We start from the raw sequence: 13958 nt of genomic DNA, 5'->3' as shown, positions 1-13958 counted from the left end.
GCTGCCACCGCCGCCCACCTGGACGAGTTGCCACTGCTGGTTGTTGCCACCCCAATCGGCATACTGCACGATGTTGGCGCCGTCAGCGGTGGAAGCGCTCTGCACCTCGACGGCTTTACCACTCTGCCGGCCGATCAGCCGGACGTACCCACCGTCCGAGTCGGCCAGCCGGAACTGCTGATTCTGTCCGTTGCCGTCGGCCCACTGCACGATCGCACCGCCGTCGGCGGTGGAGAAGTTGTGGACATCGAGGACCTTGCCGGAATGCCGCGACTTGATCCGGTAGTAGCCACCGCCCGAGTCCACGAACTGCCACTGCTGGTTGGCACCGTCGCCACGGGTCCACTGGGTGATCCGGCCGCCGTCGGCCGTGGAGAGGTTGTAGACGTCCAGGGCTTTGCCGCTGGTGCGGTTCACCAGCACATACCAGGCGTTGGTGTCGACGGTCGCGGCCGACGCCGTCGACGCGGTGACCACCGCCAGCACACCACCGGCCAACGCGGTGACCACAACCGTCAGCGCCGCCAGCCATCTCCGCCGGATTAACTCGTGCATCAATTGCTCCTAGGATTTGGTCCAGACCTGGTTGGCGGCGCCGGTGCAGGTCCACAGCAGGGTCAGGGTGCCGTTCGTGGTGAGGTTGCGGTCGACGTCCAGGCACAGGCCGGACTGGTTGTTGCGGAGCGTGCCGTTGGCCTGGAGGGTCCACTGCTGGCCGGCCCCGCCGGTGCAGTCCCAGATCTGCACCTTGGTGCCGGCCGTGGCGCCGGCCGGGGAGTCCAGGCATTTGCCCAGCGCCTGCAGGGTCTGCCCGGACGCGGTCCAGCGCTGGTTCGCCGCGGTGCCGCAGTCCCAGATCACCGGCTGGGTGCCGTTGGCGGTGTTGCTCATCGGCACGTCCAGGCACCGCCCGGAGGACGAGCTGACCAGCCGGCTGGAAGTCGGCGACGGCCCGGTGCCGCCGCCGCTCACCCGGTAGACGACGGTGCCGTGCGACGGGACGTTCGCGCTGATCGTCCCGGAGGTCGTGCTGGTGGCGCCGGTCCAGGCGTCGGTGAGGGTGAACGAGGAGCCGCTCTTGCCAATCGCCGCGGCGGTCGTGGACATCGTGGCCGCGCCGGATCCCGGGTTGTAGAGGGCCACCGCGACGTCGCCGTTGGACAGCCGCTTGGCCAGCACCCGGCGGCCGCTGTCGATCGAGACCTGCACGCCCTGGAGGCCGAGGCTGTCCTGGTTGACGGCGATCAGCCGGCTGTTCTTGAGAATGGTGGAGGTCGCCGCGTCCATCGACCGGACGTCGTTGCCGGCGATCAGCGGGGCCGCCATCACCGCCCACATCGCGAAGTGCGTCCGCATCTCGGTGTCGGTCATCCCGCCGCGGCCCACCACCATCATGTCCGGGTCGGTGAACCCGCCCGGCCCGGCGTGGCCGGCCAGCGGCACGTTGATGTCGATGATGTTCTTGATGCCCATCGGGTAGCCGTTGGTGTTGCCGGTGTCCCAGCGGTTGGTGATGTCCTCGGTGGTCCGCCACATGTTCGACACGTCGGTCCAGCTGCGCTGCGGACCCGTGCAGCAGTGGAAGCTGTTCGAGTTGATGCTGTAGACGATCGGCCGGCCGGTGGCCCGCAGCGCGTCGCGCATCTTGGCGAACGACGCGACCTGGTCGTTGATCGTCCCGCTGCCGCTGCACCAGTCGTACTTGAGGTAGTCGACGCCCCAGGCCGCGAACTGGTTGGCGTCCTGGACCTCGTGGCCCAGGCTGCCGGTCGAGCCGGGATAGGTGCCGACGCTCTGCGCGCAGGTGCGGGCGCCGGGCACCTGGTAGATCCCGAACTTGAGGCCACGGGCGTGCAGGTAGTCGCCGAGCGCCTTCATCCCGCTGGGGAACCGGGAGAGGTTGGGTTGCAGGTTGCCGGCACCGTCCCGGTTCGGGTCGAACCAGCAGTCGTCGACCACCACGTACTGGTAGCCGAGGTCGCGCATGCCGTTGCTGACCATGGCGTCCGCGGTCTGCCGGATCAGCGTCTCGTTGATGTTGCACGCGAACGTGTTCCAGGTGTTCCAGCCCATCGGCGGGGTGCGCGCCACGCCGTTCTCGAGGGCTTCCACCGGCGCGGGGCGCAGCACCGTGACGGCGGCGCCGACGACTAGCAGCCCGGCCGCCAACGCCGTGGCCCAGCGACGAACCAATGAATGTGACATGGGGGATCTCCTCAGGTGTTAACGTTAACAACCTGCTGAACTAACGGGGATGTCGCAGAACATTGCCAGAAGATTTCGCGAAATTCAATGCGAATCAGTGCCACTCACCGATCGACCATTTTCCGATTGCAGCCATTACACTTTTCATGGCACTGACCAGCGAACAACAAGATTGTTGGTGAAAAAGCGTAATGCACACGGGGCCACCGGAGTCGTCGCGCGAGCGGCGCTTGTCGGATCGGGAACCGCTTCGTAACATGCCGGTCATAGACACTGTGAGCGTTCACGCGGAGCGGACGCGGCCGGCCCGGGAGACGGACGCCGCGCTCGCCGTCGCGGCGCGCGCCGGCGACCTCCGCGCACAGGACGCGCTGTTCCGCGCGCACCTGCCGATGATCTACAACCTGGCCCGGCAGGCGCTCGGCGACAGCCCGGACGTCGACGACGTGGTGCAGGAGGTGGCGCTCCGCGCACTGCGACAGCTCCCCCGGCTGCGCGAGCCGGCCAGCTTCCGGCCGTGGCTCGCGGCGATCGCGGTGCACCAGATCGGCACCCACCTGGCCCGGTCCGGCACCAGCGCCGGGCACACCGCGCCGCTGGAGGCCGCGGCCTGGAAACCGGACGCCGACATCGAGGGCCCCGCGCTGCTGCGCGCCATGCTGGCCGGGCAGCGGCGGCAGGTGCGCAGCGCGACCCGCTGGCTCTCGGCCGACGACCGCTCGCTGCTGTCGCTGTGGTGGCTGGAGACGGCCGGCGAGCTGACCCGGGCCGAGGTGGCCCGCACCGTGCGGGCCAGCGTCCCGCACACCGGGGTGCTGCTGCACCGGATGCGCGAGCAACTCGACCTGAGCCGCTCCATCGTGGCGGCGCTGGAAGCGATGCCCGGCTGCGACGCGCTGGCCGCCGCGATCGCCGACTGGAACGGCGTGCCGAGCCCGTTCTGGCGCAAGCGGATCGGCCGGCACACCCGGTCCTGCCCGGTGTGCGCCCGCGCCGCCGAGGGCCAGATCCCGCTGGAGCGGCTGCTGGCCGGGATCGCGCTGCTGCCGCTGCCGGCCGCGCTCGCGGAAACCACCGCGCAGACCATCGCGGCCGGGATCGGCCCGGCGAGCGCCGGCGGCGTGCTGGGCCGGGCGCTTGCCGGGCTCCGTTCGCGTCCACGGGTGGTGGCCGCCGCGACCGGCGTGGCCGTCGTGGTGACCGTGGTGGTGGCGGTCAACGGCCGTTCCGCACCACCCGTCACGTCGGCCAACGCGCCGATCCTGGTGGCACCGGCGGCGACCGCACCGTCGCCACCCGCGCTGCCGGCCGGCGAGGTCTCGCTGGAGTCGGCCAACCTCGGCGGCCGGTTCGTCTCGACCACCGCCGACGGCCTCGGCGTGCTCGCCCCCCTGAACGGCGACAGCAGTGCCGCGGCGCGCCGCCGGGCCACCTTCGAGGTCGTTCCCGGGCTGGCCGGCACCGACTGCTACTCGTTCCGGACCACCGACGGCCGGTGGCTCCGGCACGCGTCGTTCCGGTTGCGGCCGTCCCGCGAGGAGGCGACCGTGCTGTTCCGCCGGGACGCCACGTTCTGCCTGCGGAACGGCGCCGCGGCCGGCACCCTGTCGCTCGAGTCGTACAACTATTCCGGGTATTTCATCCGGCACGTCGGCACCGAGATGTGGGTCGACCAGGACGACAGCACCGCGAAGTTCCGGTCCGACCGCTCCTTCCGGGTGCGCCCCCCGCTGGCCTGAATCAGCCTTTTCCGAGCCCACTGGTGAGGCCGCCGATCAGCTGCCGTTCGGCGAGGGCGTAACAGATCAGCGACGGCAGCATCGCGATGGTGACGTAGGCCAGAATGCGCGCGGTGTCGGCCGAGTACTGCGACTGGAACTGCTGGACGCCGAGCGGCAGCGTCCACCACCGCGAATCGTTGAAGACGATCAGCGGCAACAGGTAATTGTTCCAGCTGCCGACGACCGCGAGCACCGAGACCGTGCCGAGCGCCGGCCGGGACATCGGCATCAGGATCCGCCAGAAAAACCGGAACGGCCCGCATCCGTCGAGCACCGCGGACTCCTCCACCTCCGCCGGGATGCCGCGGAAGAAACTGCGCAGAATGATGATCGTGATGGGCAGGCCGAACGCGACCTGCGGCAGGATCACGCCGAGCGGATTGTCCAGCAGGTTCAGCTCGCGCAGCAGAATGAACAGCGGCAGGATCGCGACGGCGAACGGAAACATCAGCCCGACCGCGAAGAACATGAACAGCAGTTCCCGGCCCGGAAAGGCGTACCGGGCGAAGATGTACGCGGCCATGGCGCTGACCAGGACGACCAGCACCGTGCTGACCACCGCGATCGTGACGCTGTTGCCGGCCTGCTGCCAGAACGCTGCCGAACCCAGCACCTCGGTGTAGTTCCCCGGCACCCACGGCGAGGGCAGGCCGAACGGGTTGGTGAACAGCTGGCCGTTGTCCTTGAAGCCGCCCAGCACGCCGAAGAAGATCGGCACCACCACGACGGCACCGACCAGGATGCTGAGCAGGTGCAGGGCTCCGCTGCGTACCGCCCTCATCGTTGGTCTCCCATCGTGGTGACCGCGCCCTCGAGGTCGCGGCGCAGGACGAACCGCTGGTACAGCAACCCGAACGCCAGGCTGATCAGGAAGATCACCATGCTGATCGCGCTGGCGTAACCGACGTGGAACCGCTTGAAGCCCTCCTGGAACATGGTCACCGCGAGGGTCTCCGACGACCGGATCGGCCCGCCACCGGTGAGCACCCAGACCATGTCGAACAGCTGGATGGTGCCGAGCACCGACAGGAACACGCTGATCCGGATCGTCGGCCCGAGCAGCGGCAGGGTGATCCGGCGGAACGCCTGCCACGGACCGGCGCCGTCGATGGCGGCCGCGTCGTGCAGTTCCTGCGGAATCCCCTGCCGCCCGGCGAGATAGAGGATCGTGTGGAAGCCGAAGTACTTCCACGAGATCACCACGAACAGCGCATACATCACCGTGTCCGGCTCGGCCAGCCAGGTGCCGCCCAGGCCGAGAAGTCCCTGACTGGGCGAAAAGATCATGGTGAACAGCACCGCCGTGACCACTTCGGACAAAACATAAGGCGCAAAAAAGATCATGCGGTACGCGCGGCGGCCGCGCAGCGGCTGATTGAGCAGCATCGCCAACGCCAGCGAAACGGGTAGCTGGATGCCGATCGACAGCACGATCAGCAGCAGGCTGCGCTGCAGGTCGCCGACGAAGACCTGGTCGGCCAGGAGTCGCCGGAAGTTGTCCAGGCCCACGAACGTGGTGGGCACGCCGAAGCCGTTCCAGGTGAAGAATCCGGCGTACGCGGCCACCGCGATCGGGGTCAGCACGAGCACGCCGAACAGCACGAGCGCCGGGCTCAGGAACAGTACGACTGTTCCCCACGGCCGCCGGCGGCGCGGGGCGGGGCCGGCCGGCGCCTGCGGACTCGCTGGCGCCGGCCGTTCGCTGGTGAGCACGCCCGCTCAGCCCTGTTTCGCGGCGGTGGTGATGGCCTGCACGACCTGCTCCGGCGACGCCTTGCCGGCCAGCAGTTCGGCCACGCTGTCGTTGAGCTGCTGGCCCACCGCCGGCGCGTACGCCTGATCGAGGTAGAGCTGGAAGCCGGTCGACGTGGCCAGAGTCTGCGCCACCAGCTTGAGGTTCGGGTCGGTGACGGCGTCCTCGGCGGCCTTGACCACCGGCAGCACCCCGGCCGTCCTGGCCTCGATCCGGGCGTTGTCCGGCTGGGCGATGAACTTGAGGAACTCGACGGCCTCGGCCGGCGCGTCCTTGCCCACCGCGAATCCGCCGCCACCGCCGAACGCGTCGGTGCCCTTGCCCTTGCCGCCGTCGACCGCCGGGAAGCCGAAGAAGCCCAGCTTGTCGCCGAGACCCTTCTTGCCGGCCGAGGAGTCCCGCTGCACCACGGGCGCCCACTGGCCCATCAGCTCCATCGCCGCCTTGCCGTTGCCGACGGTGGCGGCCTGCCCTTCCGCGGTGGAATACCCGGCGGCCAGGAACCCGGTCTGGAACGGTTGCAGCGCGACGAGTTCGGTCAGCCGGGCGCCGGCCGCGACGAAGTCCGGGGTCACGAAGTTCTTGTCCACCGCGGCCTGCCGCAGCGCGTCCAGGCCCGCGACCCGCATGGCGAGGTACGCCCAGTAGTAGTGACCGGGCCATTTCTCCTTGCCGGCCAGCGCGATCGGCGTGACGCCGGCCGCCTTGAGCTTGCGCACGGCGTCGAGAAACCCGGCCCAGGTCGCGGGCGGACCGGCGACCCCGGCCCGCTCGAAAAGCTCCTTGTTGTACCAGAAACCGACCATGCCGGTGTCGACCGCGGAGCCGTAGGTCTTGCCGTCGGCGGTATAGGCGTCGAGCGCGGTCGGGATCAGGGTGTCGCGCCACTGACCGACCTCGGCGGTGATCTCCTTGACCATGCCGGCCTCGGCCTGCTGGAACAGCACGCCGCCGCCCCAGGTGTGGAAGATGTCCGGCGGATCACCGGCCTGGATGTTGGTGGTGAGCTTCGTCTTGAACGCCTCATTCTCCAGTGCGGTGATCTCGAATTTGACGCCGGGATGAGCGGCCTCGAAACGGCGCGCCATATCCGCCCACTGCGACAACATCGGATCGGTATTCGCGATATGCCACCACCGGATGGTGCGGGCCGACGCGGACTCAGCACTGCTGCACCCACTCAGCAGCGCCCCGGCCGCGCCGGCACCGGCTATCCCCAGCAACGATCTGCGACTGATTCCCCTCGAGGCCGCCATCGTCTTCCCTTCGAACGCAGTCCCGGAATTTACGTAGAGATATCGAAGTATTTCGCTGGTGCCACCGCACGCTACGCCGCCTTTTCCGGAGCGGTCAAGAGCATCTTTCGCTGTAACTTCCGGGCTCAGAATCGGCACTGAAAAGTTGTAATGTGAAACTCTGCCGGAAAAATCGTAATGACTTCCGCCGACCTGGGTCGTACTTGATTCGCCGCCGATTTTCCGCTTAGCGTTGCGCCAATGCGCCAGAAATTGTGAACGTTAACAGCTCGGCGCCCTCCCCCCATCCCCGAAGGAGAACCAAGAAATGGAAGCGTCCGCCCGTCCCCGGCGGCCCCGCTGGATCCGCATGGCCGTCGCCTCTCTGGTCCTGGTGGCCGGTGCCGGCGCCATCGCGGTCACCGCCTCGCAGGCCTCCGCCGCCACGGTCGACACCAACGCCTCGTACGTGCTGGTCAACCGCAACAGCGGCAAGGCACTCGACGTCTACAACCTGTCCACCGCCGACGGCGGCCGGATCACCCAGTGGGCCCGCAACGACCAGGCGCAGCAGCAGTGGCAATTCGTCGACTCCGGCGGCGGCTACTACCGGCTCAAGTCCCGGCACTCCGGCAAGGTGCTCGACGTCTACAACTTCTCCACCGCCAACGGCGCCGCCATCGTGCAGTGGGCCGACAGCAACGGCACCAACCAGCAGTTCCGCCTCGCCGACTCGGACGGCGGCTACGTCCGGCTGATCAACCGCAACAGCGGCAAGGCCGTCGAGGTGCAGGGCGCCGGCACCGCGGACGGCGCCAACGTCGTCCAGTACGACGACTGGAACGGCAGCAACCAGCAGTGGCAGCTGGTCCGGGTCGGGTCGGGCACGCCCACCACCGGACCCACGACGCCGCCGCCCGGCGGCAACTGCAGCCTTCCGTCGTCCTACCGCTGGTCGTCGACCGGCGTGCTCGCCCAGCCGCGATCGGGCTGGGTGTCACTCAAAGACTTCACCACCGCCCCCTACAACGGCGGCCACCTCGTCTACGCCACCACCCACGACACCGGCACCAGCTGGGGCTCGATGAACTTCAACGTCGTCAGCAACTTCAACCAACTCGGCTCCGCCACCCAGAACGCCATGTCCGCCGGCACCGTCGCACCCTCACTGTTCTACTTCGCACCCAAGAACATCTGGGTCCTCGCCTACCAATGGGGACCCACCGCCTTCTCCTACAAAACCTCCACCAACCCCACCAACGCCAACGGCTGGTCCACCGCACAACCACTGTTCACCGGCAGCATCACCGGCTCCGGCACCGGCCCCATCGACCAGGCCCTCATCGGCGACGGCACCAACATGTACCTCTTCTTCGCCGGCGACAACGGCAAGATCTACCGAGCCAGCATGCCGATCGGCAACTTCCCCGGCAGCTTCGGCAGCAACTACACCACCATCATGAGCGACACCACCAACAACCTGTTCGAAGCACCCCAGGTCTATAAAGTCCAAGGCCAGAACCAATACCTCATGATCGTCGAAGCCATCGGCGCCAACGGCCGCTACTTCCGCTCCTTCACCGCCACCAGCCTCGGCGGCACCTGGACCCCGCAAGCCGCCACCGAAAGCAACCCGTTCGCCGGCAAAGCCAACAGCGGCGCCACCTGGACCAACGACATCAGCCACGGCGAACTCATCCGCACCAGCGCCGACCAGACCATGACCATCAACCCCTGCAACCTGCAACTGCTCTACCAGGGCCGCAACCCCAGCTCCGGCGGCGACTACGGCCTCCTGCCGTACCGGCCCGGCCTGCTCACGCTGCAGCGCTGATCCCCAGGCCCGCGGCGAGGTCGGCAACCGTGTGCGCCCGGATCCCCGGGGTGTCGACGCCGGCCACCGCGCGCACATGGTTCTCGGCGGCATCCGCCAGGCCGTCGTAGACGGTGACGAACAACCGCCGGGCTGGCTCACGCAGCCAGCCCGGCGGCAGCAGCTGCGCCGGCAACTGCGGGTCGAGGATGGGCAGCCGCCGGTAGGTGTCCATCACCTCGGTGCGGGCGCGCACCGCCGCAGGCCCGGCGATCCGCTCCGGCAACGACTTCCAGCGTTCGATGAAGGCCTCGTACTGGCGCGCGATCTCGGCGGTGTCCCAGGCATCCAGCGGGTTCCGCCGGACCGCCGCGCCGATCTCGACGTGCCGGGCCCGGAAGACGGTCAGCGTGCCGAGGCTGAGCTCGGCGAGACGGCTGCGGGCCTTCGCGGTGAGGTCGTGCGGCGAGATCCACAGCCCGTCGTACAGCGGCGCGTAGCCCATCCACCGCAGCTGGGTGGTCAACCCGCGCCGCAGGGTGCCTTCCTCCTGCGGCAACGAGAACGCGACCAGCGTCCACCGCTCGTCCCACGGTTCCGCGCCGGCCGCCGAGACGATCGCACTGCCACCGGCCGCCAGGTTGGCAGCGGCCGCCACGGTGAGCCGATAGGAACTGCGCCGGCCCTCGCGGAGGCTCTCGACCACGCCGCGACGGGCGAGCCGGCTGATCGCCGTCCGGGCACCCGCCGGGCTGACCCCGGCCTCACCGAGCAGCTCCACGATGGCCGCGGACGGCAACGCACCCCGGTCCCGCAGCGTGTAGTCGGCCAGCAGCGTCACCGCCAGACCCTGCGGCGAGTTGCCGGTCTGCCGCCGAGGCAACAGCGACCCAGCCCCGTCCCCCGGAAAAATCTCCTCGATGTCATAGGGACTGGTCACGGCAACGACTCTAGACGGCCCACCTGCCGTTCTCGCCGTCCCCAACAAATCGACTCCCGTCAATTGACAGTTTCCGTATCGAGCGAGACTCTATCTGTCAAACGACGAACGGAGTCAGAGATGAGAGTCAGCCGGAAGTTCCTCATTGCCGCGGCTGTTGCGGTGGCCGTCGTCGCGCCGGTGGCGCCGGGGGCGCGGCCCGCCTTCGCCGCCTCGCTGACCGAGGTGACCGCCTTCGGTGACAACCCCGGCGGCATGCGCATGCACGTCTACGTTCCGGACAACCGGCCGGCCAACCCGCCGATCGTGGTGGCCATGCACGGCTGCGGCGGCTCCGGTCCCGGTTTCTACTCGGGCAGCGAGTTCGCCTCGCTGGCCGACCGGTACGGCTACGTCGTCATCTATCCCAGCGCGACCCAGCAGGCCGGTTTCGGCAACTGCTTCGACACCTGGTCCGAGGCGGCCAAGCGGCGCGGCGGCGGCAGCGACCCGGTGTCCATCATCTCGATGATCAACTATGTGCAGCGGCAGTACGGCGGCGACCCGGCCCGGGTCTTTGCGACCGGCAGTTCGTCCGGCGGCATGATGACCAACCACATGCTGGCCCTGTACCCGGACGTGTTCTCGGCCGGCGCCGCGTTCATGGGCGTGCCGTTCAACTGCTTCGCCAACGCGGCCGACTATCCGCCGGGCGCCAGCCGGTGCACCGGCGGCAGCATGAACCGGACGCCGCAGGAGTGGGGCGACGCGGTCCGCAACGCCTACCCGGGCTACAGCGGCCGCCGCCCGCGCATCCAGTTGTGGCACGGCACCAACGACACCCTGGTGCCGTACTCGCTGCTGCAGGAGGCGATCGAGCAGTGGACCAACGTGTTCGGGCTGAGCCAGACGCCGACCTCCACCGACACCCCGCAGGCCAACTGGAACCGCCGCCGCTACGCCGACAGTTCCGGCGCGGTGCCGGTCGAGGCGTACAGCATCCAGGGTGCCGGGCACAGCCTGCCGTCCGCCGGCATGGCCGCGCAGGCCCTCGCCTTCTTCGGCATCACCGGCACGACGACCCCGACCACGCCGCCGACCACGCCGCCCACCACGCCCCCCACCGCACCGCCCTCGACCCCGCCGGCCGCCGCGTCCTGCCGCGTCACCGCGACCGTGAGCGCGTGGAACACCGGCCTGACCGAGAGCCTCACCATCACCAACACCGGCACCACCGCGGTCAACGGCTGGTCCCTGGTGTTCACCCTGCCGGCCGGGCAAACGATCACCTCCGGATGGAGTGCCGCCTTCGCACCGACGTCGGGCCAGGTAACCGCGCGAAATGCGGCCTACAACGCGGCGATCGCGCCGAACGCCTCGGTCACCGTCGGGTTCCAGGCCACGCACACCGGCAACACCGCCAAGCCCGCGGCGTTCGCCCTCAACGGCAGCGCCTGCAGCAGTTCCTGAGCTGCCACCGGTGCCGGCGCGGAGCCCCAACTCCGCGCCGGCGTCCTCCGGTGGGGGTCAGGTGGGGGTGAGGCCGGAGCCGGAGCCGGTGGCCTGGAAGCCGAACTCGGTCGACTGGCCGGCCGCGATCCGCCCGTTGTAGTCCACGTTGCTGGTGATGGTCCGGATGCCGCTGGCGAGCGTCGGCGCCTTGCCGCAGCCGCCGCTCGCGGCGAGGGTGCCGGCCTCGGCCGCCGAGGCGGAGCCGCCCAGGCCGCCGCTGACCAGCGCGCCGCCCGCCGCCAGGGCAAGTACCGCCGCCGCCGCGATGGCCCCGAGAACGGGCCTGCGTCGTGACATCGTGGTACTCCAATCGGTTTGTTCTCAGGTCGTGGTGCGGGCTCACGCCGATCGCGCCAGGCGGTAGGTGTGGCCGGCGCGGGTGGTGAGCTGGACGACGTCGGTCTCCGGACGGGTGGTGCCGGGCGTGCTGCCGTCGCCGGCGTCGGTCACCGTGAACCCGCCGGTGAACAGGCGGGCGCGCAGCCGCACCGAGCCGTCCCGGTCGGCCCGCACCAGGATCTCGTCGGCCTGGCCGGCGCTCCAGGCCAGGCTCACCGTGTAGCCGCCGCGGCCGCGCAGTCCGGTCACCCGGCCGGTGGGCCAGGCGCTCGGCAGGGCGGGCAGCAGGTGCAGTTCGCCGTGGTGGCTCTGCAGGAGCATCTCGGCGATGCCGGAGGTGGCGCCGAAGTTGCCGTCGATCTGGAACGGCGGGTGCAGGTCGAACATGTTCGGCGCGAGCCGGTCGGTGCGCACCAGGTCGCGGATGAGCTTGTGGGCGCGGGCGCCGTCCTCCATCCGGGCCCAGAAGTTGATTTTCCAGGCCAGCGACCAGCCGGTGCCGTCGTCGCCGCGCAGGTCGAGGGTCCGGCGGGCGGCCTCGTACAGGGCCGGGGTGCCGCGCCGGGTGATCTGGTTGCTCGGATGCAGGCCGTACAGGTGCGAGATGTGGCGGTGGGTGCGTTCCGGCTCGACCCAGTCGGCCAGCCACTCCTGGATGTTGCCGCGCGAGCCGACCCGCATCGGTGGCAGGCGGTCCCGGGCCGTGCGCACCTGGCTGCGGAAGGCGGCGTCGACGCCGAGCACCTCGCCGGCCCGGGCCACACCCTCGAACAGGTCGCGCAGGATCTGGTTGTCCATGGTGGGCCCCGCGCAGACGCTGACGTCCGCGTGGTGGGCCAGTTCCGGCGAGTTCGACGGGTTGGTCACCAGGTACCCGAGACTCGGATGGGCGACCAGGGTGTCCAGGAAGAACTGGGCGGCGCCCTTCATCGCGGGATAGTTCGCCCGCAGGAACTCCACGTCGCCGGTGAACTGGTAGTGGTCCCAGACCAGGGTGGACAGCCAGGCGCCGCCAGTCTGCCACATGCCCCACAGGGCGCCGTCGACGACCGAGGCGCCCCGCCACCCGTCGGTGTTGTGGTGGGCAATCCAGCCGCCGGCGCCGTACTGCGCCTGCGCGACCCGGGCGCCGGTCACCGCCAGGTCCCGGATCAGGTCGAACACCGGCAGGAAGCACTCGGCCAGGTTGGTGGTGCCGGCCGGCCAGTAGTTCATCGGCAGGTTGGCGTTGATGGTGTACTTCGAGTCCCAGGGCGGGGCCATCGCGTCGTTCCAGATGCCCTGGAGGTTGGCCGGCTGGGTGCCGGGGCGCGACGACGAGATCAGCAGGTACCGGCCGTACTGGAACAGCAGGGCGGCGAACTGCGGGTCGCTGACGCTCGCATGCTGGGCGATCCGCACATCGGTCGGCTGATCGGCGGCGGCCGTGCGGCCCAGGTCGATCGTGACCCGGTTGAACAGCGCCTGATAGTCGGCGAGGTGCCGGCTGCGGAGCTGGTCCCAGCCGGCGGCGCGGGCCGCGGTGAGCCGGTTCCACGCGCTGCCCTGGTAGTCGCCGTTGACCGTGCGGAAGTTGACGTAGCTGGAGCCGACGGAGATCAGCAGGGTCACCTCGGTGGCGCCGGACACCCGCAGCGTGCCGCCGGAGCTGCTGACCGTGCCACCGGTCGCGGTGGCGTGGGCCAGCGCCAGGAACCGGACCTGTCCGGCGACGCCCTCCATGCTCCCGGAGATGCCGTCCAGGGCGACGGTGGCGCCGTCGGGGCTGGACGTGGTCGTCCGTTGCGGGCTGTCGAAGGTGGCGCCGAACGAGATCGCGTTCGCCCGGTCGGCGGTCAGGCGCAGCACGATCACCTGGTCCGGTGCGCTGGCGAAAACCTCCCGCCGGTGCCGCACCCCGTTCAGCACGAACGTGGTGGTCACCGTGGCGGTGGTCAGGTCGAGCGTCCGGCTGTACTCCGACAGCCCGCTGGCGCTGCCGAAGGCGAGCTGCAGGTTGCCGACCGGCTGGTAGGCCAGCTGCCCGCCGGGCGTACCCATCATCGTCTGGTTGATGAGATCCTGGGCCGGCCCCCACTGGTCGGCGAACACCCGGCGCCGGATCTCCGCGAGGTTGGCGGCGCCGCGGGTGTTGGCCGAGTCGTACGGGCCACCGGCCCACACCGTGTCCTCGTTGAGCTGCAACCGCTCGGTGCCGGCGTTGCCGAACACCATGGCGCCGAGCCGGCCGTTGCCGATCGGCAGCGCGCGCAGCCAGTCCGAGCCGGCCTCCTTGTCGTACCAGAGAGCCAGATCGCCGGCCGCCGCGGCGGCCGTCCGGCCGGCCGGCAGCAGCGCGGCTCCGGCACCGGCCATCCCCGCCGCAAGCAACTGGCGGCGCGTCACGTCAGCCATCGTGCTC

Annotated in this window: 11 protein-coding genes; 3 read left to right on the top strand and 8 right to left on the bottom strand. The window is 69.7% G+C overall.

Annotated features, from left to right (window positions below):
* Both Ari01nite_RS47670 and Ari01nite_RS47665 read right to left on the bottom strand, forming a co-directional pair.
* Positions 1 to 555, bottom strand: a 555-nt coding sequence (locus Ari01nite_RS47670; protein ID WP_203791180.1) for an RICIN domain-containing protein, incomplete at its 3' end; no start/stop codon positions are given.
* 9 nt (positions 556 to 564) lie between these two features.
* Positions 565 to 2205, bottom strand: a complete 1641-nt coding sequence (locus Ari01nite_RS47665; protein WP_203791178.1) for a glycoside hydrolase family 27 protein — start codon at positions 2203 to 2205, stop codon at positions 565 to 567.
* Positions 2206 to 2480: 275 nt separating this feature from the next.
* Between Ari01nite_RS47665 and Ari01nite_RS47660 the strand changes: the two genes are divergently transcribed.
* Positions 2481 to 3944: a sigma-70 family RNA polymerase sigma factor gene (locus tag Ari01nite_RS47660; RefSeq protein WP_239163658.1), complete on the top strand. Its 1464-nt coding sequence runs from the start codon at positions 2481 to 2483 to the stop codon at positions 3942 to 3944.
* A 1-nt stretch (position 3945) separates the two neighbouring features.
* Here the strand turns inward: Ari01nite_RS47660 and Ari01nite_RS47655 are convergent, their stop codons facing one another.
* From Ari01nite_RS47655 to Ari01nite_RS47645, 3 genes are read right to left on the bottom strand one after another with little or no spacing between them, the layout of a single operon-like run.
* Positions 3946 to 4767 carry a carbohydrate ABC transporter permease gene (locus Ari01nite_RS47655; RefSeq protein ID WP_203791174.1) on the bottom strand — a complete coding sequence of 274 codons (822 nt, stop codon included), beginning with the start codon at positions 4765 to 4767 and terminating at the stop codon, positions 3946 to 3948.
* Positions 4764 to 5699: a carbohydrate ABC transporter permease gene (locus Ari01nite_RS47650; RefSeq protein ID WP_203791172.1), complete on the bottom strand. Its 936-nt coding sequence runs from the start codon at positions 5697 to 5699 to the stop codon at positions 4764 to 4766. Before Ari01nite_RS47650 ends, Ari01nite_RS47655 begins: the two co-directional genes overlap by 4 nt.
* A 6-nt stretch (positions 5700 to 5705) precedes the next feature.
* Positions 5706 to 6995 (bottom strand): extracellular solute-binding protein, encoded by a 1290-nt coding sequence (locus tag Ari01nite_RS47645; protein WP_203791170.1) that lies wholly within the window; start codon positions 6993 to 6995, stop codon positions 5706 to 5708.
* A 307-nt stretch (positions 6996 to 7302) separates the two neighbouring features.
* On the opposite strand from Ari01nite_RS47645, the gene Ari01nite_RS47640 reads away from it, so the two are divergent.
* Entirely contained in the window at positions 7303 to 8808 is a 1506-nt protein-coding gene (locus Ari01nite_RS47640) for a non-reducing end alpha-L-arabinofuranosidase family hydrolase (protein ID WP_203791168.1), read from the top strand.
* Here the strand turns inward: Ari01nite_RS47640 and Ari01nite_RS47635 are convergent.
* Entirely contained in the window at positions 8792 to 9727 is a 936-nt protein-coding gene (locus tag Ari01nite_RS47635; RefSeq protein ID WP_203791166.1) for a PaaX family transcriptional regulator, read from the bottom strand. The genes Ari01nite_RS47640 and Ari01nite_RS47635 overlap by 17 nt on opposite strands.
* 120 nt (positions 9728 to 9847) lie before the next feature.
* Here Ari01nite_RS47635 and Ari01nite_RS47630 point away from each other — a divergent pair, with 120 nt between their 5' ends.
* Complete coding sequence (locus Ari01nite_RS47630; protein WP_203791165.1) at positions 9848 to 11176, top strand: extracellular catalytic domain type 1 short-chain-length polyhydroxyalkanoate depolymerase; 1329 nt, start codon at positions 9848 to 9850, stop codon at positions 11174 to 11176.
* A gap of 57 nt (positions 11177 to 11233) precedes the next feature.
* Here the strand turns inward: Ari01nite_RS47630 and Ari01nite_RS51585 are convergent, their stop codons facing one another.
* On the bottom strand, positions 11234 to 11515 hold the full coding sequence (locus Ari01nite_RS51585; protein ID WP_369076795.1) for a cellulose binding domain-containing protein: 282 nt from the start codon (positions 11513 to 11515) through the stop codon (positions 11234 to 11236).
* 42 nt (positions 11516 to 11557) lie between these two features.
* Positions 11558 to 13951 (bottom strand): glycoside hydrolase family 95 protein, encoded by a 2394-nt coding sequence (locus Ari01nite_RS47625; RefSeq protein ID WP_369076794.1) that lies wholly within the window; start codon positions 13949 to 13951, stop codon positions 11558 to 11560.
* Positions 13952 to 13958: the final 7 nt, after the last annotated feature.

The sequence above is a fragment of the Paractinoplanes rishiriensis genome (assembly GCF_016862375.1).
GTDB lineage: Bacteria > Actinomycetota > Actinomycetes > Mycobacteriales > Micromonosporaceae > Actinoplanes > Actinoplanes rishiriensis.
Note: the sequence above shows the minus strand (reverse complement) of the source record. Positions and strands in the feature narration are given on the sequence as shown.